20 protein-coding genes and 1 pseudogene are annotated in these 19,368 nt (G+C 63.2%); 12 read left to right on the top strand and 9 right to left on the bottom strand.

Features of this window, described 5'->3' with window-relative positions:
* Positions 1 to 63: 63 nt before the first annotated feature.
* The 9 genes from ehuB to NKJ90_RS23015 all read left to right on the top strand — a co-directional run bounded on the left by ehuB (position 64) and on the right by NKJ90_RS23015 (position 8,124).
* Positions 64 to 915, top strand: coding sequence for an ectoine/hydroxyectoine ABC transporter substrate-binding protein EhuB (gene ehuB, locus NKJ90_RS23055; protein WP_023756848.1), 852 nt, complete (start codon positions 64 to 66; stop codon positions 913 to 915).
* 165 nt (positions 916 to 1,080) lie between these two features.
* A complete protein-coding gene (gene ehuC / locus NKJ90_RS23050) occupies positions 1,081 to 1,740 on the top strand; it encodes an ectoine/hydroxyectoine ABC transporter permease subunit EhuC (protein WP_023756847.1) in 660 nt (219 codons plus the stop codon).
* A 34-nt stretch (positions 1,741 to 1,774) separates the two neighbouring features.
* On the top strand, positions 1,775 to 2,434 hold the full coding sequence (gene ehuD, locus NKJ90_RS23045; RefSeq protein WP_023756846.1) for an ectoine/hydroxyectoine ABC transporter permease subunit EhuD: 660 nt from the start codon (positions 1,775 to 1,777) through the stop codon (positions 2,432 to 2,434).
* 3 nt (positions 2,435 to 2,437) lie between these two features.
* Positions 2,438 to 3,217, top strand: a complete 780-nt coding sequence (gene eutA, locus NKJ90_RS23040) for an ectoine utilization protein EutA (protein WP_023756845.1) — start codon at positions 2,438 to 2,440, stop codon at positions 3,215 to 3,217.
* 5 nt (positions 3,218 to 3,222) lie between these two features.
* On the top strand, positions 3,223 to 4,212 hold the full coding sequence (gene eutB / locus NKJ90_RS23035; protein WP_352486821.1) for a hydroxyectoine utilization dehydratase EutB: 990 nt from the start codon (positions 3,223 to 3,225) through the stop codon (positions 4,210 to 4,212).
* The gene (gene eutC, locus NKJ90_RS23030) at positions 4,209 to 5,201 is read left to right on the top strand and encodes an ectoine utilization protein EutC (protein ID WP_023756843.1); all 993 of its coding nucleotides are present in this window, start codon (positions 4,209 to 4,211) and stop codon (positions 5,199 to 5,201) included. Before eutB ends, eutC begins: the two co-directional genes overlap by 4 nt.
* Before the next feature lie 38 nt (positions 5,202 to 5,239).
* The gene (gene doeA, locus NKJ90_RS23025) at positions 5,240 to 6,418 is read left to right on the top strand and encodes an ectoine hydrolase DoeA (protein ID WP_023756842.1); all 1,179 of its coding nucleotides are present in this window, start codon (positions 5,240 to 5,242) and stop codon (positions 6,416 to 6,418) included.
* A gap of 5 nt (positions 6,419 to 6,423) precedes the next feature.
* Positions 6,424 to 7,422 (top strand): N(2)-acetyl-L-2,4-diaminobutanoate deacetylase DoeB, encoded by a 999-nt coding sequence (gene doeB, locus NKJ90_RS23020; protein ID WP_023756841.1) that lies wholly within the window; start codon positions 6,424 to 6,426, stop codon positions 7,420 to 7,422.
* 447 nt (positions 7,423 to 7,869) lie between these two features.
* Positions 7,870 to 8,124: a DUF768 domain-containing protein gene (locus NKJ90_RS23015; protein ID WP_023756840.1), complete on the top strand. Its 255-nt coding sequence runs from the start codon at positions 7,870 to 7,872 to the stop codon at positions 8,122 to 8,124.
* Between the two features lie 70 nt (positions 8,125 to 8,194).
* On the opposite strand, the pseudogene NKJ90_RS23010 reads toward NKJ90_RS23015, so the two are convergent.
* From NKJ90_RS23010 to NKJ90_RS23000, 3 genes and pseudogenes are all read right to left on the bottom strand, one after another.
* Positions 8,195 to 9,314: pseudogene (locus NKJ90_RS23010) on the bottom strand (DmpA family aminopeptidase).
* Positions 9,315 to 9,318: 4 nt separating this feature from the next.
* A complete protein-coding gene (gene xseA, locus NKJ90_RS23005; RefSeq protein WP_352486819.1) occupies positions 9,319 to 10,950 on the bottom strand; it encodes an exodeoxyribonuclease VII large subunit in 1,632 nt (543 codons plus the stop codon).
* Between the two features lie 82 nt (positions 10,951 to 11,032).
* A complete protein-coding gene (locus tag NKJ90_RS23000) occupies positions 11,033 to 11,989 on the bottom strand; it encodes a LysR substrate-binding domain-containing protein (RefSeq protein WP_023756837.1) in 957 nt (318 codons plus the stop codon).
* A 176-nt stretch (positions 11,990 to 12,165) separates the two neighbouring features.
* Here NKJ90_RS23000 and NKJ90_RS22995 point away from each other — a divergent pair, with 176 nt between their 5' ends.
* The gene (locus NKJ90_RS22995) at positions 12,166 to 12,456 is read left to right on the top strand and encodes a DUF1127 domain-containing protein (protein ID WP_023756836.1); all 291 of its coding nucleotides are present in this window, start codon (positions 12,166 to 12,168) and stop codon (positions 12,454 to 12,456) included.
* A gap of 144 nt (positions 12,457 to 12,600) precedes the next feature.
* On the opposite strand, the gene NKJ90_RS22990 is transcribed toward NKJ90_RS22995, so the two are convergent.
* From NKJ90_RS22990 to NKJ90_RS22970, 5 genes are all read right to left on the bottom strand, one after another.
* Positions 12,601 to 12,822, bottom strand: coding sequence for a type II toxin-antitoxin system HicB family antitoxin (locus NKJ90_RS22990; protein WP_050589468.1), 222 nt, complete (start codon positions 12,820 to 12,822; stop codon positions 12,601 to 12,603).
* Positions 12,823 to 13,069: 247 nt separating this feature from the next.
* Positions 13,070 to 14,101: a DUF937 domain-containing protein gene (locus NKJ90_RS22985; RefSeq protein ID WP_023756834.1), complete on the bottom strand. Its 1,032-nt coding sequence runs from the start codon at positions 14,099 to 14,101 to the stop codon at positions 13,070 to 13,072.
* A gap of 100 nt (positions 14,102 to 14,201) precedes the next feature.
* Positions 14,202 to 15,575 carry a glutamate--cysteine ligase gene (locus tag NKJ90_RS22980; RefSeq protein ID WP_352486817.1) on the bottom strand — a complete coding sequence of 458 codons (1,374 nt, stop codon included), beginning with the start codon at positions 15,573 to 15,575 and terminating at the stop codon, positions 14,202 to 14,204.
* A 260-nt stretch (positions 15,576 to 15,835) separates the two neighbouring features.
* Positions 15,836 to 16,570: a 16S rRNA (uracil(1498)-N(3))-methyltransferase gene (locus tag NKJ90_RS22975; protein WP_023756832.1), complete on the bottom strand. Its 735-nt coding sequence runs from the start codon at positions 16,568 to 16,570 to the stop codon at positions 15,836 to 15,838.
* 31 nt (positions 16,571 to 16,601) lie between these two features.
* Entirely contained in the window at positions 16,602 to 17,249 is a 648-nt protein-coding gene (locus NKJ90_RS22970; protein ID WP_023756831.1) for a hypothetical protein, read from the bottom strand.
* Between the two features lie 89 nt (positions 17,250 to 17,338).
* Here NKJ90_RS22970 and NKJ90_RS22965 point away from each other — a divergent pair, with 89 nt between their 5' ends.
* Together NKJ90_RS22965 and NKJ90_RS22960 are read left to right on the top strand one after the other, a co-directional pair.
* Positions 17,339 to 18,037 (top strand): type 1 glutamine amidotransferase, encoded by a 699-nt coding sequence (locus tag NKJ90_RS22965; protein WP_023756830.1) that lies wholly within the window; start codon positions 17,339 to 17,341, stop codon positions 18,035 to 18,037.
* A gap of 293 nt (positions 18,038 to 18,330) precedes the next feature.
* On the top strand, positions 18,331 to 18,462 hold the full coding sequence (locus NKJ90_RS22960) for a hypothetical protein (protein ID WP_280948931.1): 132 nt from the start codon (positions 18,331 to 18,333) through the stop codon (positions 18,460 to 18,462).
* Between the two features lie 21 nt (positions 18,463 to 18,483).
* On the opposite strand, the gene NKJ90_RS22955 is transcribed toward NKJ90_RS22960, so the two are convergent.
* Complete coding sequence (locus tag NKJ90_RS22955; protein ID WP_023756828.1) at positions 18,484 to 19,275, bottom strand: metallophosphoesterase; 792 nt, start codon at positions 19,273 to 19,275, stop codon at positions 18,484 to 18,486.
* Positions 19,276 to 19,368 lie beyond the last annotated feature (93 nt).

Below are 19,368 nucleotides of genomic sequence, written 5' to 3'. Positions count from 1 at the left end.
CCGTCCTTCAGGCGGCAACGCCGCCCGTACAAAAGCAGGACAAGGAACAAGGAGTTGGGAACAATGAAGAAATTTGGCATTCTGGCCGGCGTCGCCGGTCTTGCGCTAGCCGCGGTGCTGGCCGCCTCGACAGCCGGTTCGGCCGACGACAGCAAGCTCGAGCAGCTCAAGACGCAGGGTTTTGCCCGCGTCGCCATCGCCAACGAGCCGCCCTATACGGCGGTCGCTGCCGACGGCAAGGTCTCGGGCGCGGCGCCCGATGTGGCGCGCGAGATCTTCAAGCGCCTCGGCGTCGCCGACATCGTCGCCTCGATCTCGGAGTATGGCGCCATGATCCCCGGCTTGCAGGCCGGGCGCTTCGACGTCGTCACGGCTGGCCTGTTCATGAAACCGGAGCGCTGCGCCGCCGTTGCCTATTCGGAACCGGTCCTGTGCGACGCCGAGGCGATGCTGGTGAAGAAGGGCAATCCGAAGGGTTTCAAGAGCTATGAGGATGTTGCCAAGGACGCGACCGCCACCATCGGCGCGCCCGGCGGCGGCACAGAAGAGAAGCTGGCGCTCAATGCCGGCGTGCCACGCGAGCGTGTCATCGTCGTGCCTGACGGCCAGAGCGGCGTGAAGATGTTGCAGGATGGCCGTATCGACGTCTACTCGCTGCCTGTTCTGTCGATCAACGACCTGGTCAAGAAGGCCAATGATCCAAACCTCCAAGTCATCGCGCCGGTGCAGGGCGCGCCGGTCTATTGCGACGGTGCCGCCTTCAAGAAGGGCGACGAGGCGCTGCGCGATGCCTTCGACGTCGAACTGGCCAAGCTGAAGACATCGGGCGAGTTCGCCAAGATCATTGAGCCCTACGGTTTCTCGGCCGCGGCCGCGATGTCGACGACACGCGACAAGCTCTGCGCGGCGAAGTAGGCGCGCCTTTCTACCCTTCTCCACGTAAACGGGAGAAGGTGTCACGAAGTGACGGATGAGCGGCGGCGCCTACTTCTGAGAGTTTAGCGTCGCCCCTCATCTGCCTGCCGGCATCTTCTCCCCGTGAACGGGGAGAAGGAGCTAAACCTAACGTTGGAACCCTCGATGACCCAGTGGTCCGGCTATTTCGGCCTGATATTGCAGGGAGCGCTTGTCACCATTGAGCTGACGCTGATGGGATCGGTGCTTGCCCTGTTCATGGCCTTTCTTGCCGGAATGGGACGGCTGTCGCGCTTCTTCATTCTGCGCGCGCTGGCCACCGCCTATATCGAATTCTTCCGCGGCACCTCGATTTTCGTGCAGTTGTTCTGGGCCTATTTCGTGCTGCCCTTCATCGGTATTTCGTTGACTCCGCTACAGGCCGGCGTGCTGGCGCTGGGCCTCAATGTCGGTGCCTACGCCGCCGAAGTGGTGCGTGGCGCCATCCAGTCGATCGGCCGCGAACAGTACGAGGCCTGTACCGCGCTCAATCTTGGCCGCTGGCAAGGTATGCGTCACGTCATCCTGCCGCAGGCGCTGCTGGTGATGCTGCCGACCTTCGGCAACAACGCCATCGAATTGCTCAAGGCGACCGCCGTCGTGTCGCTGATCTCGCTTGCCGACCTGACCTTCCAGGCGCAGGTGGTACGCTCGCAGACCGGTAACACCATGGTGCCGTTCACCACCATCCTGTTCATCTACTTCATTCTGGCGCTGCTCATCTCATGGGGCGTGCGCTCGCTGGAGCGCCGCATGGCGCGCGGCCTCGATGGGGTGCGCGTCTGATGGCCAATGCCCTTCTGATAAATTGGGCCTGCTGATGGAATGGGATTGGAATTTCGTCTGGCAAATCATGCCGACGCTGATCCAGGGGGTGAAGATCACCATCCTGGCGACGCTGCTCGGCTCGGTGCTGGCGGCGATCGTCGGGCTGGGCATCGCGCTGGCGCGCCGCTCGCCCAACAAGGCGTTGTCACGCACGGTCGGCTTCCTGGCCGAATTCATTCGCGGCACGCCGTTGCTGGTGCAGCTCTATTTCATCTTCTACGTGCTGCCCGATATCGGCATCCTGCTGCCGCCGTTGGTGGCCGGCGTCATCGGGCTCGGGCTCCACTACGGCACCTACACGGCGGAAGTCTACCGCGCCGGCATCGACAATGTGCCGCGCGGCCAATGGGAGGCCGCCAAGGCGTGCAATCTGAGCGCCGGGCAAACCTGGACCCACATCATCATTCCGCAGGCCATTCCGCCGATGATCCCGGCGCTTGCCAATTATTTCATCGCCATGTTCAAGGAAACGCCGCTGCTGTCGGCGATCACCGTGCTTGAGCTGATGAACCAGGCGAAAAGCGTCGCCAACACCTATTATCGCTACATCGAGCCGATCACGCTGGTCGGTGCCTTTTTCCTCGTCATCAGTCTGTTTTCGGTGGTGCTGCTGCGCTGGCTGGAACGCCGCTACGGCAAAATCGAGAGGTAGTTCGTGAAACTCTTGCCCGAGATCAAGGTCTATCAGAAGCGGCCAGCGCTGGATGCGCGCCCGCTTGAGCGGCGCGTTGGCCTGATCATCCTTGCCACCGATCACACCAGCGAGCCGGATTTTCGCCGCATGGTGGCGAGCGAACGGATCGGCGTCTATGTCGCGCGCATTCCCTACGCCAACCCGACGACACCAGAAAATCTGCGCAAGATGCAGCCGGCGCTGACGGCAGGCGCGGCCCTGATCCTGCCCGACGAACCGCTCGATGCGATCTGCTATTCCTGCACGTCGGCCTCGGTGGTGATCGGCGATGCCGAGATCGAGGCCGCGGTCCAGGCCGCCAAACCCGGCGTACCAGTCGTCACGCCGCCGATGGCCGGCGTGCGCGGGCTGCGTGCGCTGGGTGCACGCAAGATCAGCATTCTCACGCCCTACACGGTCGAGACATCCAGGCCGATGGCCGCCTATTTCGCCGCGCAAGGGTTCGACATCGCCAGCTTCACCTGTCTCGGGTTCGAGGACGATCGCGAGATGGCGCGCATTGCCCCGGCAAAGCTTGTCGATCTCGCGCGTGAGGCGACGGAAGCCAGCGCCGATGCCCTGTTCGTGTCCTGCACGGCGCTGCGCGCTGCAATCGCGGTCACGGGCATCGAAAAGGCGATTGGCCGCCCCGTAGTGACCAGCAACCAGGCGACAGCCTGGAATTGTTTGCGGCTTTGTGGAGATGACGCGCAGCGTCCTGAATTCGGCCGTCTGATGACACTGCCACTGCCGCGTGATTGATGATCATGACACGGGTAACCCTTGAGCACATTCGCGCCGCGCGTGAGCGTATTGCAGGCAAGGTCGAGCGTACCCCGACCGTGCTATCCCCGAGTCTTTCCGAACGGCTGGGCGCGCAAATTTACCTCAAGCTCGAACATCGCCAAATCACCGGCAGCTTCAAGCTGCGTGGCGCCTCCAATGCGGTCGCTTCGCTGAGCACTAATGAGAAGGCGCGGGGCGTGGTCGCGGCCTCGACCGGCAATCATGGTCGGGCGCTGGCGCACGCGGCAAAGCTCGAAGGCCTGCGCGCCGTGATCTGCATGTCGCGGCTGGTGCCGGGAAATAAGCTCGACGAAATCCGCCGGCTTGGCGCGGAGGTCCGCATCGTCGGCAACAGCCAGGACGATGCCCAGCAGGAGGTCGAGCGACTGGTCGCGCAGGAAGGGCTGGTGATGCTGCCGCCCTTCGATCATCCTTCCATCATCGCCGGGCAAGGCACGCTTGGGCTGGAGATGATCGAGCAGGTTCCGGATGCTGCTCTCGTTCTGGTCCAGCTCTCCGGCGGCGGGCTCGCCTCCGGCGTTGCCGCAGCCATCAAAGGCGTCAGCCCCGGGACAAAAATCATCGGTGTCTCGATGGCGCGTGGTGCGGCGATGAAGGCCAGTCTCGATGCCGGCCACCCGGTGCTGGTGGAAGAATTGCCAACGCTGGCGGATTCGCTCGGCGGCGGCATCGGCCTCGACAACCGGCTGACCTTCGCCATGTGCCGCGACCTGCTCGACGATGTCATCCTGCTAAGCGAGGACGAGATCGCCGCCGGCATCCGCCACGCCTATGCGCAGGAGCGCGAGATCGTCGAGGGCGCCGGCGCGGTCGGGATCGCCGCGCTGCTCGCCGGCAAGGTCGGGGCGAATGGGCCGGTGGTCGTGCTTCTCTCCGGCCGCAACATCGACATGAATGCGCACCGCAGGATCGTTTGCGAGGCGCCATCGTTGAAGGAGGATGCCATATGAGCCGGATGACGATCCTTACCGAAGCCGAATTGCGCTCGATCGTGACGCTGGATCTCGATGCGGTCGCCTGCGTCGAAAATGCCTTCCTCGCGCTCGCCACTCTGCCGGTGGCGATGCCGCCGATCCTGCGGCTCGACATTCCCGAGCATCGTGGCGAGGTCGACGTGAAGACCGCCTATGTGCCAGGCATTGACGGCTTCGCCATCAAGATCAGCCCCGGCTTCTTCGACAACCCCAAGCTTGGCCTGCCCAGCGTCAACGGCATGATGGTGCTGCTGTCGTCGAAAACCGGTTTGGTCGAAGCGCTGCTGCTCGACAATGGCTATCTCACCGATGTCCGCACGGCTGCCGCCGGCGCGGTCGCGGCCAAACATCTGTCGCGGTCGGACTCCTCAGTGGCAGCGATCTTCGGCGCCGGTGTGCAGGCGGGCTTGCAGCTCGAAGCACTCATGCTGGTGCGGCCGATCGCCGAGGCACGCATCTGGGCGCGTGATGCCGTCAAGGCTGAGACGACTGCTGGCGCATTGCGCGAAAAGCTCGGCATCGCCGTGCGCGTCGAACCCGATCCCGCAAACGCGGTTGCCGGCGCCGATATAATCGTCACCACCACGCCGTCGACCGAGCCGCTGCTCAAGGCGGGGTTTGTTTCCGCGGGCCAGCACGTCACCGCGATGGGCTCCGATGCCGAGCACAAGAACGAGATTGCGCCGGCAATCCTGCGCATGGCCGATCTCTATGTCGCCGACAGCGCCATCCAGACAAGGCGGCTGGGTGAACTGCATCATGCCATTGCGGCGGGTGTAATGGCCGCCGAGGAAGAGGTGACCGAACTCGGCCAGGTCATCGCCGGCGAACGGCATGGCCGGCGCTCGGCCAGCGACATCACCATTGCCGATCTGACCGGCACCGGGGTGCAGGACACGGCGATCGCCACGCTCGCCCGCGACCGCGCGCGGGCGGCAAATTCCGGAACCATTTTCGAAAGCTGATGCTGGCCGCAAGGCCCAACAAACGAGGACCAAGAACAATGCAGCCGAACCTGAAATTCTCGCGAGGCGAATACGCGGATCGCCTGGCCAAGACGCGGAAAGCCATGGAAGCGAAGGGCGTCGATCTCCTGATCGTCAGCGATCCCTCCAACATGGCCTGGCTGACCGGCTATGATGGCTGGTCGTTTTATGTACACCAGGCCGTCATCGTGCCGCCCTCGGGCGAGCCCGTGTGGTACGGCCGCGGCCAGGACGCCAACGGCGCCAAGCGCACCGCCTATCTCGCGCATGACAACATCGTCGGCTATGCCGATCACTATGTGCAGTCGACAGAGCGCCACCCGATGGACTTTCTGTCCAGCGTGCTTGCCGATCGCGGCTGGGGCCAACTCACCATCGGCGTCGAGATGGACAATTACTGGTTTTCGGCCGCCGCCTTCGCATCGCTGCAGAAGCATCTGCCTAACGCCCGCTTCGTCGATGCCACCGCGCTGGTCAACTGGCAGCGCGCGGTCAAGAGCCCGACCGAGATCGACTATATGCGCAAGGCTGCCTGCATCGTCGAAGCGATGCACCAGCGCATCTTCGACAAGATCGAGGTCGGCATGCGCAAATGCGATCTCGTTGCCGAGATCTATGATGCCGGCACGCGCGGCGTCGATGGTATCGGCGGGGACTATCCGGCGATCGTCCCATTGCTGCCGTCGGGCGCCGACGCTTCGGCGCCGCACCTGACCTGGGATGACAAGCCGATGCGGCGCGGCGAGGGCACCTTCTTCGAGATAGCCGGCTGCTACAACAGGTATCACTGTCCGCTGTCGCGCACCGTCTTCCTCGGCAAGCCGACGCAGGAATTCCTCGATGCCGAGAAGGCGACGCTGGAGGGCATGGAAGCGGGCCTGGCCGCAGCGAAACCCGGCAACACCTGCGAGGATATCGCCAATGGCTTCTTCGGCGTGCTGAAGAAATACGGCATCGTCAAGGACAACCGCACCGGCTACCCGATCGGTCTGTCCTATCCGCCGGACTGGGGCGAACGCACGATGAGTCTGCGTCCCGGCGACCGCACCGAGCTCAAGCCCGGCATGACCTTCCATTTCATGACCGGCCTGTGGTTGGAAACGATGGGACTGGAGATCACCGAGTCCATCCTGATCACCGAAACCGGTGTAGAGTGCCTGGCCAACGTGCCGCGCAAACTCGTGGTGAAGGATTGAACCCGATGTCGAGTCTACGCCCATCACCGATCGCGCCGACGGTGGATTTTGACCGTGACGGCGTCCAGCACGGTTTCCTGCGCCTGCCCTACAGTCGAGACGACTCGGCCTGGGGCTCGGTGATGATCCCGATCTGCGTCATCCGCAACGGCAAGGGGCCGGCGGCACTGCTGACCGGCGGCAACCATGGCGATGAGTATGAGGGGCCGCTGGCGCTTTACGACCTCGCCCGCACGCTCGATCCCAAGCATGTCAGCGGCACCGTGATCATCGTGCCGGCGATGAATTATCCGGCCTTCCGCGCCGGCACGCGTACCTCGCCGATCGACAAGGGCAATATGAACCGCAGTTTCCCCGGCCGGCCGGACGGCACGGTGACCGAGAAGATCGCCGACTATTTTCAACGTGAGTTGCTGCCTCGCGCCGACATCGTGTTCGATTTCCATTCCGGCGGCAGGACGCTGGACTTCGTGCCGTTCTGCGCCGCGCATACTTTGCCGGACAAGGCACTGGAGCAGAAAGCCTTCGAGGCGGTTGCGGCATTTTCCGCGCCGTTTTCGATGCGCATGATCGAGATTGATTCAGTCGGCATGTACGACACGGCAGCCGAAGAGATGGGCAAGGTTTTTGTCAGCACCGAACTTGGTGGCGGCGGGACCTCGCGTGCGCAAACCGTACGGATCGCGCGGCGCGGTATTCTCAATGTGCTGCGTCATACCGGCATCGTTGCCGGAGCGGTCGAGAAGAGCCCGACGCAGTGGCTCGACATGCCGTCGGGCGATTGTTTTTCGTTCGCCGAGGAAGACGGCATGATCGAAACCATGGTCGATCTTGGCGAGCCGGTCGAAGAAGGCGCGGTGCTTGCCCGCATCCATTCCACCGGTCGCACCGGCGCAGCCCCCCAGGAAATCCTGGCAAAAATGTCGGGCATGCTGGCGGCGCGGCATTTCCCCGGCCTGGTCAAGGCCGGCGACTGCGCGGCGGTCGTGGCTGTGCACGTCTGAAGCTTGAACCTGCGGCAAGCTTGTCCATCCTTGGCTTGTTTCCGCCCCTCGGCGCGGCGGAAAGAAGCAGGATGGCGAGCGGAGTCGACATTGCCTGAGGATGCCACTATATAGCGGCGGCTTCGACCCGCGCGCCTGAGGGCAGCGACCTCGAAGCGACTGTAAATGTGTTGTGAGTTGCGCCATCTATTGTGACGAAAATCGGCTCGAAAACCGGAAAAAAGCAAATAGAAACAGTGGCGCGACGCTGGGCGTAACCCAGCCTACGGTACCGACCCTCCAGAATCAGAAAATGCTCTTGACCCCTCGATTTCCTATGGCTCTGTGGACGTTGGACGGCATTGGCTTGCCGACTGCCCGCGACTCGGCTGGAATGGGGACATGCATCCTTTGCGGGGTGCCGACGTTTATGATTACCAACCGGCTTTGCCGCAAGGGAACAGCAGTATGAGTGAACATGCGATCGAGTTCTTGCAGGAATGGATCGGTGAGAAGGTCCACTGCCAGCCTTCCGAGGCCCGGATCGAGAAGCAGGCCGAGACACTGGCCAAGGAATGCGCCGCCAAGGCGGCCGAAGTCGGCATACCCCTGGAAGATATCCAGGAGGAAGTCGGCGACATCAAGGAACTCATCGCATCCAGGCTCGAGGAAGCAGCCGAGGCCGACGAGCGCCAGCAGGCGACCAGCAAAGCAGCGGAATGATCAAATAGGGGCGACCCCGTATGAAACACGCGGGCTTGCTTGGCCCGCGTTTTCGTTTCAACGATCAATTTCAGCCAAATTTTTCTTTCAGCCACGCCTTCGGCAGCGCCGGCACGAAATTGCCGTCGCGTCCGCTCATGTCGTCATTGGCGACCAGCGCGTTGAGGATCGCTTCCTCCACGGCCTGGATCACCGCGTCGAAAAACGGATCGATGTCTGTGTCAGGGATGAACTCGGCACTGGCGATGGTGCCTGACGGTACCAGAGCCGCTGCGGGATTAGCGGTCGAGAAGGCGAGAAAAATGTCGCCGGAGCTGTGGTAGCCGAAGCCGCCGGTCATGGAGACGCCGAGCGGCACCCGGCGTGCCAGCCGCTTCATCTGGTGCGGCAGGAACGGCGCATCGGTGGCGATGACGGCTATGATCGAGCCCTTTTCGGCGCGCGGCGCCCCTTCGCGGATCGCCGGTTCGACGAGTTCCAGCCCGGCACGCAGACCACGAATGGTAAAATTGTGTCGCTTGCCGAAATTCGACTGCACGAAGGCGGCCGACGGCGTAGCCATGGCCTTGCCATTCGACGAAGCGCGACGCGGTCCCTGAACCTGCCTTGAAGCCGAAGGTGATCATGCCGGTGCCGCCGCCGACGCTGCCTTCCTCGATCGGTCCGCCGGTCGCACCGTCAAGAGCATGGGCGACGTGCTCAAAAGTCAAATGGTGGCCGTTGATATCGTTGAGGAAGCCGTCATAGGTCTCCGCCGCTACCGGTAGGCCCCAGGCGCTGTCGAGCGCCGTCGGCAGCACGCTTTGCATCCAGCGCAGCGTGCCGTCGCGTGAGACACCGCAGGAATGCGTGTTGGTGATGGTGATCGGGAAGTTGAAAGCGCCGGTTTCCTCGACGATGTGCGAGCCGGTCAGTTCGCCATTGCCGTTCTGGCTGAAGATGCCGGCGAAGACCGGCGTGGCAAGATCGGCGCGCGGCCTGGGCAGGATCGCGGTCACGCCGGTGCGCACCGGTCCCTGGCCGACGACGAGCGCGCCGTCGCCGGAAATCAGCGTCGCGTAACCGACCGCCACTCCGGGCACATCGGTGATCGCGTTGCACGGCCCGGGCGTCCCGTCGAAGACGATGCCAAAACTTCGCGCGCGCGGTTTGCCTGAAGGCGTTGCCAGATGGTTCGGATTGTCGGTCATGGCATCAGAACAGCGATCCCTGATTGCCTGGTACTTTGGCCTTGGCTGCTGGTTTGGCCAGCGCTTTCGGTTTTGCCGTGCCGCTGGTTGCAATCGCATCGGCGATGCCGTCCGCGAACTCAAGCGAAAGCGCCATTCCCGACGCCACCTCAGATGCTTGCTTGATCACCGCTCCGTCGGCGTCCTTCACCAAGGCGAAGCCGCGTGCAAGCACCGCCTTATGCGACAGCGTCGCCATCAGCCTTTCGGCTTGTACGATGCGGCCGCGCAGGCGCTCCAGCCTGAGCCCCACGGCTTGCGTGCCGCGTCTTGTTAAAGCTGTCAGCAAATCCCTCTGCACGCGTTGCCGCCGCGCTGTGGGCTCGATCGTGATGCGGCCTTGCAGCAAAGCCAATTGCTGCCTGTGCCGCTGCAGCGATGCCCTGGCGCATTTCGGCAACTGGTCCGCCGCACGATTTAATTCCGCCCGCCGGGCTCTTGCCAACGCGCGTAGCGCCACTTGTGCCCTTAAAAGATTGCGCTCATTGGAGCGCCGCACCTCGGCAATGCGCTGGGACAGCATCGCCGGTGTCAGCTTTACAGCGAAGAATCGTGCCCGCTTTCGTTCGGTGGAGACCATCAGGCCGCGGCCGAGCCTAGATGTCGCATCATCGAGGCGCCGCCGCGGCAGCGCCAGCAATTGATCGGGCGAGGGGAGAGCACGGGCGGCCGCACGGGCGGCCTGCCGCTTGCGTTCGAAATTGCGCAGGGCCGCCGCCTTGAGCCGCGCGCCGAGGCTGGCAAGCGTGGCTTCAAGGTCCGCCTTCACCGGCACTGCAATCTCGGCCGCACCGGTCGGGGTCGGTGCCCGCACATCCGCGACGAGATCGACTAGCGTCCAGTCCGTCTCGTGGCCGACAGCCGAAATCACCGGAATCGCGGAGGCGGCAACGGCACGGGCGAGCGCCTCGTCGTTAAACCCCCAGAGGTCTTCGAGACTGCCGCCGCCGCGCGCCACGATCAGCAGATCGGGGCGCTGGATGGCACCGTCCCAGGCCAGCGCGTTGAAGCCGTTGACCGCCGCAGTCACTTCCGCGCCAGACGTTTCGCCCTGCACGCGCACCGGCCAGACCAGGATATGCAGCGGAAACCGGTCCTTGATGCGGTGGATGATGTCGCGGATGACGGATCCGGTCGGCGAGGTGACGACGCCGATGACGCGCGGCATGAACGGCAGCAACCACTTGCGGCTGGTGTCGAACAGGCCCTCGGCCTGCAGCCGCCGTTTGCGCTCTTCCAGCAGCGCCATCAGCGCGCCCGCGCCGGCTGGCTCCAGATTGTCGATGACGATCTGGTAATTGGACTTGCCGGGATAGGTGGTGAGCTTGCCGGTGGCGATCACCTCCATCCCCTCTTCGGGGCGGAACTTCAGCCGGCTCATCGTGCCCTTCCACACCACGGCGTCGAGCCGGGCACGGTCGTCCTTCAGCGCGAAATAGGCATGACCGGAGGAATGCGGCCCGCGATAGCCCGAGATTTCGCCGCGCACCCGCACATTGCCGAACACGTCCTCGACCGTGCGCTTCAGCGCGCCGGAAATCTCGCTCACCGTGTATTCGGTGGCGTTGGTGCGTGATTCGGATGATGCGTCGCTCATCGGCCGATTGGGGGACGGTTGGGCGCCCGCGTCAAGGTGGCCGCTCTCGGCCAGGCATTCATAACCCGCATGCCTGACCCGCCTACCAGCCGGGCAGGATCTGGTTCGGCTTGCTTCTCCGCAGCTTCGTGAAGGCGAGCGCTGCGAAATCGAATGTCCCGGTGTCCTCGCTGAGCGGCACGGAAATATTGTCGAGGCTTTCCGAAATATGGCGGGCGAGCGCGTCGACGATCTCGGGTCGCGACGTCTGGCCGCGCATGATGCCGATACGGCAATCGGGCAGGGCGCCGAAGCCGTCGGCCTCACCCAGCACCCGCATGCCTGGCCGCAGCGCGCATTCCGGCAGCACCGAGATCGCCAGGCCGGAAAGCACCGCGGCGGTGATGACAGTGGCCGAGAAGCTGGTGAACAGGATGCGATAATCGCGGTTCTGCTGGTCGAGCACATCGACTGCAGCGCGCCGCCAGATGCAGTTCGGCCGGCCAAAGGCCATCGGCAGCGTTTCCTGTTCATGCGTTGCATGGTTGGCCGAGGTGACCCACAGCAGCGGTTCGCGCCGCACCACCTCCGACTGGCCGCGAACGTCGTTGTGCGTCACCAGCGCCAGGTCGAGATTGCCGCGCTTGATATGCTCGACAAGCCCCGGTGTCGGCTCGCAGATGACAGTCAGTTCGACGCGCGGATTGGAGCGCGTGAACCGCGCCATGATTTCCGGAAGGAAACGGTCGGCATAATCGTCCGGCGTGCCGATGCGGATCGTGCCTTCGAGCCGCCGATCATCAAAAGCGGCGAGCGTCTCGCGGTTGAGATAGAGCAGCCGGCGCGCGTAGGACAGCAGCTTGTCGCCTTCCTCGGTCAGTCTGTTGGTGCGCCCGTCTTTCTCGAACAGCGGCTTGCCGATCCGCTCTTCCAGCCGGCGCATCTGCATCGACACCGCCGACTGCGTCCGGTGCACCTCTTCGGCCGCTCTGGTGAAGCTGCCGGTGTCGGCAATCGAGATGAAGGTCTGCAACTGATCGAGATCGAGAGGCGATTTCATCGATATGATCCATCACTAGTGTTGATGCCTAAGATTAGAAACATTCGTTGGATTAATCAATCGCATCATGTCAAATTCGCATTGTCCACATGAAAGCATGTGAATTGGGACCGGAACCGCCGCTGTTGTCAGCGCCGATTGCTGGCCTTGCTCGTTCGAGTCTGAAGGAGACCGACATGACCACGTTTGATTTCGCCACCGAGACCTCGCGCATCACCTCGCGTCCGGCCGTTGCGACGCGCGTGGCAAACACCATTTCCAACGTCTACCGCGCCTGGAAAAACCGCCGCGCCTTCTATCGCCTGGGAGAGATGTCGGACGCCGAACTCGCCGATATCGGCCTGACGCGCGCCGACCTGCATGTCGCCATCGACGTGCCGTTTGGCCGCGACCCGACGGCGATGTTGCGCGAAATCGCCAGCGATCGCATCGAGACGATCGAGGATTTCGCCCGCAAGGTCGCTTGATCGACAGCTTGTTGTTCAGGTTGCTTTGAACCTCTTAGAGGTTCGGCGCGACTGAAAAGTATGCAGGCCCCACTCCCTGCCGGATCCCCGCCGGCCGCCTGCACTCTGCCCGGTCCTCCCAGGACCGGGCTTTTCTTTTGGCAGTCAGGCGAATGCCAGCTTTCGCGATGGCCTTGGTATCGATCTGCCGAGCTCGTGCGCGGCCTCTATCCAAGATGCTATGGCGTCCTGGACATTCGCGATGGCCTCTTCAGGGGTGTCGCCGTCACTCACGCAGCCTGGCAGATCAGGCACCAAAGCCGAAAACCCCCCTCCGTCCTCTGCAGAAAGTGGCGCAATGACGACGGGATATTCAAGTCTGTCCATCATGTCTCTTTGCCTCGTCGATAAATGCCACGAGCTTTCGAATATATACGGGTTTGATCGGCCGTTTGAAAGGCACGGTCAAAATATCGGTTATTGCCGAATGATAGACCTTGTAGTGTGAGCCGCCTGACCTTGGCGGCACGCATTGGACACCAGCCTCGTCACAAACCGCCTTTACATCGGCTATCGACCAGTCGCCGCGCGGGTTGCGGCGCATCTGCTCCAGTCTCTTACCCACGGATGTCGACTACCGCCGGTCCATGTCGCGCTTGAACTGGTCGAAGATCGTTTCCACGCCCTTCTGGTAGTCGTCACGCTGCTGGGCGCCGGTCTCGAACATCTTGCCGAACAGGTCGTCGAACGGATTCTTCGGCCGACCGCTCGGATTGGTCTGAGGTGCCTGACGTTGCTGTGGGGGCGCTTGAGGCTGTTGCGGCGCCGGCTGGCCGCCCGGGACGCCGAAGCCGCCACCGCCGCCTTGCCGCAACATCTCCTCGAAGATCTTTCCCAACGGATTATCGCCATAGGGGCTCTGCGTCTGCTGTGGCTGCGCCCGGCCTTGCGACTGCGGCTGAGGCGTACCGCCGCCGAACATGTCCTGCAGCACCTTGCCAAGCGGGTTGTCGCCATAGGGATTGGGTGCCGGCTGCGGCTGGCTTTGCGGTTGGGGCGTTCCGCCCCCGAACATGTCCTGCAAGACCTTGCCGAGCGGGTTGTCCATCGGGTTCTGGGGCTGCGGCGTCTGACGTGGCTGCGGCGCCGGGGCCTGCATGCCACCACCTTGCCGCATCATCTGCTCGATGATCTCGCCGAGCGGATTGTTGCCGCCACCGCCAAAGCCGCCGGCGGCTTGCATCTGATTTGTCGTTTGCTTGAACAGCCCGCCCATGACCATCGAGGCGATCGCCGGTAGCATCTGCTGCAGGATCTGCTGGTTGACACCGCTCGCTTGCGCCGCCTGGCTGGCCACCGCGCGCGACAGATCCTTCGAGCCGAACAGGTGCCCGAGAATGCCGTTGCCCTCATCGACGCCCTGCGGCGAGAAGGCCCGGGTTGCGTCCTCGAAATACTTGGCGTGCTGGCCGCTGGCCATCGCCGTCATGAAGGCGCCGAGCCCATAGGGGTCGGCGGTGTTGCGTTGCAGCCCCTGCGAAAAGGCCGGCAGCAATGCGGCAACCGCCGCCTGGGTCTGCTGCATCGAAAGCCCGTATTGCTGGGCAAGGGCCTGCATGCCGTTGCCGTTCTGGGCCTGCGTCAGCATGTCGAACAAGGTAGGCATCGGCGTCTCCTCCGGAAATCCTCGCCGAAGAAGCCTAGTTTGTTTCGACTTCCGATTGAAGCGGCTTTTGCCGATCGATCGGCTGCGTCAAATCCGAGGGCTAATAGGCATATTCCATAAAGACCGGCTCGATCGAGCCGCCCCAGCGCGTGTGATAGGCTGACAGCATCTCCTCGGCGCTGGTTGTGCCGCGGGCGACGACCTCGTCCAAAGTGTTGAGGAAGGAGGTCTCGTCATAGCCGTCGCGGTTCTTCTTGCCGCGGTTCTTCAGCCCCATGCGCGAGATGACCAGCACGTCGCGCGCGATTTCGCGCAGCGTGGCGTTGCGGAAGGGCGCGGAAATGCCTTGTTCCGGCACCGCGTTGCGCATCGCCAGCGTTTCTTCATACGTCCAGCTCGAGGTCAGCGCCTCGGCGGCGTCCAGCGCTGCCTCATCATAGAGCAGCCCCACCCAGAAGGCCGGCAATGCGCAGATGCGCCGCCATGGCCCGCCGTCGGCGCCGCGCATCTCGAGGAAGCGCTTCAGCCGCACGTCCGGAAACAGCGTCGACAGATGGTTTGCCCAGTCGCCCATTGTCGGCAGCCCGTCCGGCACTTCATTGCGCGCGGCCCCGGCCATGAACTGGCGGAAGGTGATGTGCGTCATGTCGTGATAGTGGTCGTCGCGGATGACGAAATACATCGGCACGTCGAGCGCCCATTCGACATAGTCGGCGAAACCGAAATCGGGTGAGAAGCAGAATTCGAGCAGGCCCGAGCGCTGGTTGTCGGTGTCGCGCCAGATGTCGCCGCGCCAGCTTTGCAAGCCGTTCGGCTGACTTTCGGTGAAAGGCGAATTGGCGAACAATGCCGTCGACAGCGGCTGCAGCTTCAGCGACACCTGCATCTTGCGGCGCATGTCTGCCTCGCTCTCGAAGTCGAGATTCACCTGGATCGTGCAGGTGCGGTACATCATGTCGAGGCCCTTGGTGCCGACCTTGGGCATGTAGCGCGTCATGATCTCGTAGCGCGATTTCGGCATTTTCGGCGTCTCGGCCAGCGACCATTTCGGGCTGCCGCCGAGGCCAAGAAAGCGGATGCCCATCGGCTCGGCGATCTCGCGCACCTGCGCCAGATGGGCATTGCCCTCGCGGCAGGTCTGGTGGATCGTCTCCAGCGGCGCGCCGGACAGCTCGAACTGGCCGCCGGGTTCCAGCGAAATCGCACCCTGGCCGGTCGGTTCGACAAGGCCGATGATGCGGCCATCATCGATGATCGGATCCCAGCCGAGTTTTGACTGCATGCCTTCGAGGATGGCGCGGATGCCGCGCTCGCCGCCATAGGGCACAGGCGCGTTGCCGTCGACATAGAAGGGGAATTTCTCGTGCTCGGTGCCGATGCGCCACTTGTCGCGCGGCTTGTTGCCTTCGGCCAGATGCTCGACGAGTTCGTCGACACCTTCGATCGGGCGGAAATCGGTTGTATCGCGCGCCATTTGTAAGCCCTCAGCACATGACCGCGAAAATCTGCTTTCGATTTTCGGAAGGACCATGAACCCAATGAAATGCTACAGCGTCCTTTGTGTGTCCGAAAGGACGCGTGGCGCTATAGGACGATCGGACGATCGCCGGCGCTAAATGGACGAAATGTCAGCAGACGAGCAAGCGAAAAATCCTGAGCCACAGGTGAACAGGAATTGAACGGTGACGACGGTTCTTCCTTCTCCCACAAGGGGGGAGAAGGGAAGGGGGTAGCTCACCAGTCTCCAACCGTCGCCTGCATCACCGCGAGCGCGGCCACCGCGGCCGTGTCGGCGCGCAGGATGCGCGGTCCGAGTGGAATGGCGGTGACGAAGGGCAGGGCGCGCAGCATCTTGCGCTCGTCGTCGGAAAAACCGCCCTCCGGCCCGACCAGCAGGCCATGCTTCTTTTCCTTGACCGCCTGCAGCGCGGGCAGCGGATTGTTGGTCGAGGCATCCTCGTCGCAGAAGATCAGCCGCCGTTCCTTGTCCCAACCGGTCAGCAAACGCTCGAATTTTTCCGCTTCGAGCACTTGAGGCACCGCCAGGATGCCGCATTGTTCGGCGGCTTCGACGACATTGGCGCGCAGGCGATCGATCGAAGGCTTGGCCACTTGCGTGTGCTGGGTGATGACCGGCTGCAGGATGCCGGCGCCCATCTCGACCGCCTTCTGCACGAGATAGTCGAGGCGGCCCTGCTTCAGCGGCGCAAAGCAGTAGATAAGGTCGGGCAGCGGCGGCTGCGGCCGTTGCAGCACGGACACTTTCAGCCGCACCGCCCTTTTTGTCTTCGCCGCAATGGCTGCCGACCATTCGCCGTCGCGGCCGTTGAATACCAGGATTTCGGCACCTTCGCCGAGCCGCAGCACGTGCAGGAGATAATGGCTTTGCTGTTGACCGGCCTCAAATTCGATGTCTGGCCGCAGATCGTCGGGCACGAAGAGACGTTGCATCTTGTAGTTGGCGCGCATTGGCGAGGAATGAGCGAGCCGGCCGCCGGCGTCAAGCCTCTGCCGACGGATGCCACACGGGTCGAAAGCCTTGCCGCAGCACGGCAAGCGTCGTGGCCGGTGTCAGCAGCGAGAGCGTCTTGCCTTCGAGCAGGGCGAAATCGGCGGGTGGGCCATATCCGCCAAAAGACCAACGCAGTACCTTGCCGCCGCGCAAGGCATAAGCGTCGCCGCCATCCGCGATCAGGGCGCCGTCCGGCAGGCCGGCAAGCTCCTCAAAGGCCACCATCGCCAGCCGGCCGCCCGACGCCAGCCGCTCCTTGTGCAGCCGCTTGTCGACTTGCGGGGCGCGCGGCTCGGCAATGCCGAAAGCTTCGCCGAAGCGGCCGACGAAATCCTTGGCCTGTTCGCGCTGGCAAAAGAAACAGGGGCGATGCCCGGCCGCCAGTGCCGTCACCTCGTCGAGGAAGAACAGCTCGGTCCAGCCCGCTCTACCGCCCTCCCGGTTGCGGCCCATCGGCTCGCGCCGCACATTGCGGAATTGGCAGACGCAGATGATCCAGGCCTGAAGCGCCCAGCGCTTCTTCAACAGCGTCTTCGTCTCGGGATCGTGGATGATGCCGCGATTGCCGGTGAACAGCCCGCGCTCGGGTACGGCGTGGATGACACCGAACGGATCAACCCGGTTCTGCAGTGGCATAGTTTTCTCCCGCAATACCCACCTTGGCTGCAATACAGACGGCATGATATCGCTCGTCGCATTCATTTTCATGTCGGCAGGGTTTTGCGATGCGGGTGCTGGTGGTCCAGAACTACGACAATACCGGCCTTGGTCAGGTTGGTGCCGCGCTTGCGGAGGCGGGCGCCGATCTCGATCTGCGTCTCCCCTACAAGGGCGACAGCCTTCCGGACGACGCGACCGGGCATGATGCCATGGTGGTCCTCGGCGGTGGCCAGAATGCGCTGGCCGATGACGAGTACCCCTATTTCCCGGCACTGCTCCAACTGACCCGCGATTTCGCCGACAAGAATCGCGCCGTGCTCGGCATCTGCCTCGGCGGCCAGCTCGTTGCCCGTGCCTTCGGCGGCGAGAACCGCATCGGCGGCGCCAACGAGTTCGGCTGGCGCGGCGTGTCGCTGACGCTGGACGCCAAGGCCGATCCGGTGCTGGGCGCGCTGCCGGAACAATTCCCGATCTTCCAGTGGCATGACGACACCTTCGTGCTGCCGGAGAACGCCGTGCGGCTAGCCGGCAACGATGTCGCCGAGAACCAGGCGTTTCGAGTCGGCCGCGCGGTCTACGGCTTCCAGTTCCATTTCGAGGCCGACCGGCCCATGGTCAAGGACTGGAGCACGTCCTTTGCCCCGATCATCGCCGCGCGCCACCCCGATTGGGCCGGCACGCTCGACGGCGAAATGGCCCGCAACGGGCCCGACGCGGACGCTGCCGGCCTCGCCATCGCCCGTGCCTGGGTGGCGACGATCTGAGCATCCGTCCCTCAGGGCCTCGCCGCGTGACATAATTGGCACGCGGTGGCGAAACCGTTGGGGAAAACCGCTTTCATCCTTGGCTTGTGTCCGCCCGCTATCCTAGAAGGCGCGCGCTCCGCATCTTTTGTGCAACCGCGATGAACCTTTGGTGTGACCGGCGCGACACACCGTCGATACAGAACGTGCCTAGAAGCGCAAAATCGTCGAAATTTTGAAGCGAATTCTCCGTTTCAACGCATTGGTAACCGCCTCGTGCACAGATGCAGAAAGCTCAACAAGAGATGACCTCCGTGAAAGCAGCGCTTCTGTCCTTTGCCATGTTGTCCGCCATAGTGCTTTGCGGTCTGGGTATCTATGCCGCAGACGCGGCCAACAACCACAACGCCGTCGACGGCTACGGCGTGACTGCCTCGCTGCACTAAAGCCGAGCGTCGACGCAGCGCTCAAGCTTCCCCTATTTTCCCAGGTTTCTTGATCGTCATCGTCAGGATGCGTTTGTCCGAGCCGTCGACGACGAGCGCGGTCAGCATGCCTGATTGCCAGGCAAGCGTGTCGACATTGACGCGGTTGGCCATCACTTCCGCCTCCGGTACCGGCGTGTGGCCGTGCACCACGATCTTCGGATAGAGGCCGGTGTGATCGTGGAAGACGTCGCGGATCCAGATCAGATCCTGCGGGTTTTGCCTTTCCAGGGGGATGCCCGGCCGGATGCCGGCATGGCAGAAGAAGAAATCGCCTAGCGTCACTGAAAACGGCAGCGACCGCAGGAAGTCGACGTGGCTTTGCGGCACGGCCTCGACCAGAGCCTGATGTCCTTTGCGCACGGCCGCCTCGGCCTTGCCGAACCACGCGCTGGCGCTATCGCTGATCGCCACGCCGTAGGACTGCGCCGTCTGGATGCCGCCAAACCGGATGAAAAGTCCGTCCGGGTCGGGCCTATTGAGAAAATCGAGAAAGCCGATGTCGTGATTGCCGGCCAGCATCAGATGGCGCGGGTCGCGCTCCCGCGCTTCGATCAGGAAGTCGATGACACCCTTTGAATCCGGACCGCGATCGACATAGTCGCCAAGATGGATGACACGCCAGTCGGCGGGCGCCTGCGTCTCGATCTCGGTCTTGATGCGCTGATGCATGGCAGTCAGCAGGTCGAGCCGGCCATGCACGTCGCCAATCGAATAAACACGCACCCCCTCCGGCCCATGCGCGTCGAGAAAGTGGATACCGGTTTCCGCCAATTTCTCATTGTCTCCGTGATCAGGCTGTCACGGAACTCTAGAGCAGTTCCAGGAAAATTGTGAAACGCTTTTCCCGGAAAAAGCGCATAGCGA

The organism is Mesorhizobium sp. M0051 (assembly GCF_040323235.1).
In the GTDB taxonomy this organism is placed as follows: domain Bacteria; phylum Pseudomonadota; class Alphaproteobacteria; order Rhizobiales; family Rhizobiaceae; genus Mesorhizobium.
This window is presented reverse-complemented; position numbering and strand designations above follow the sequence as displayed.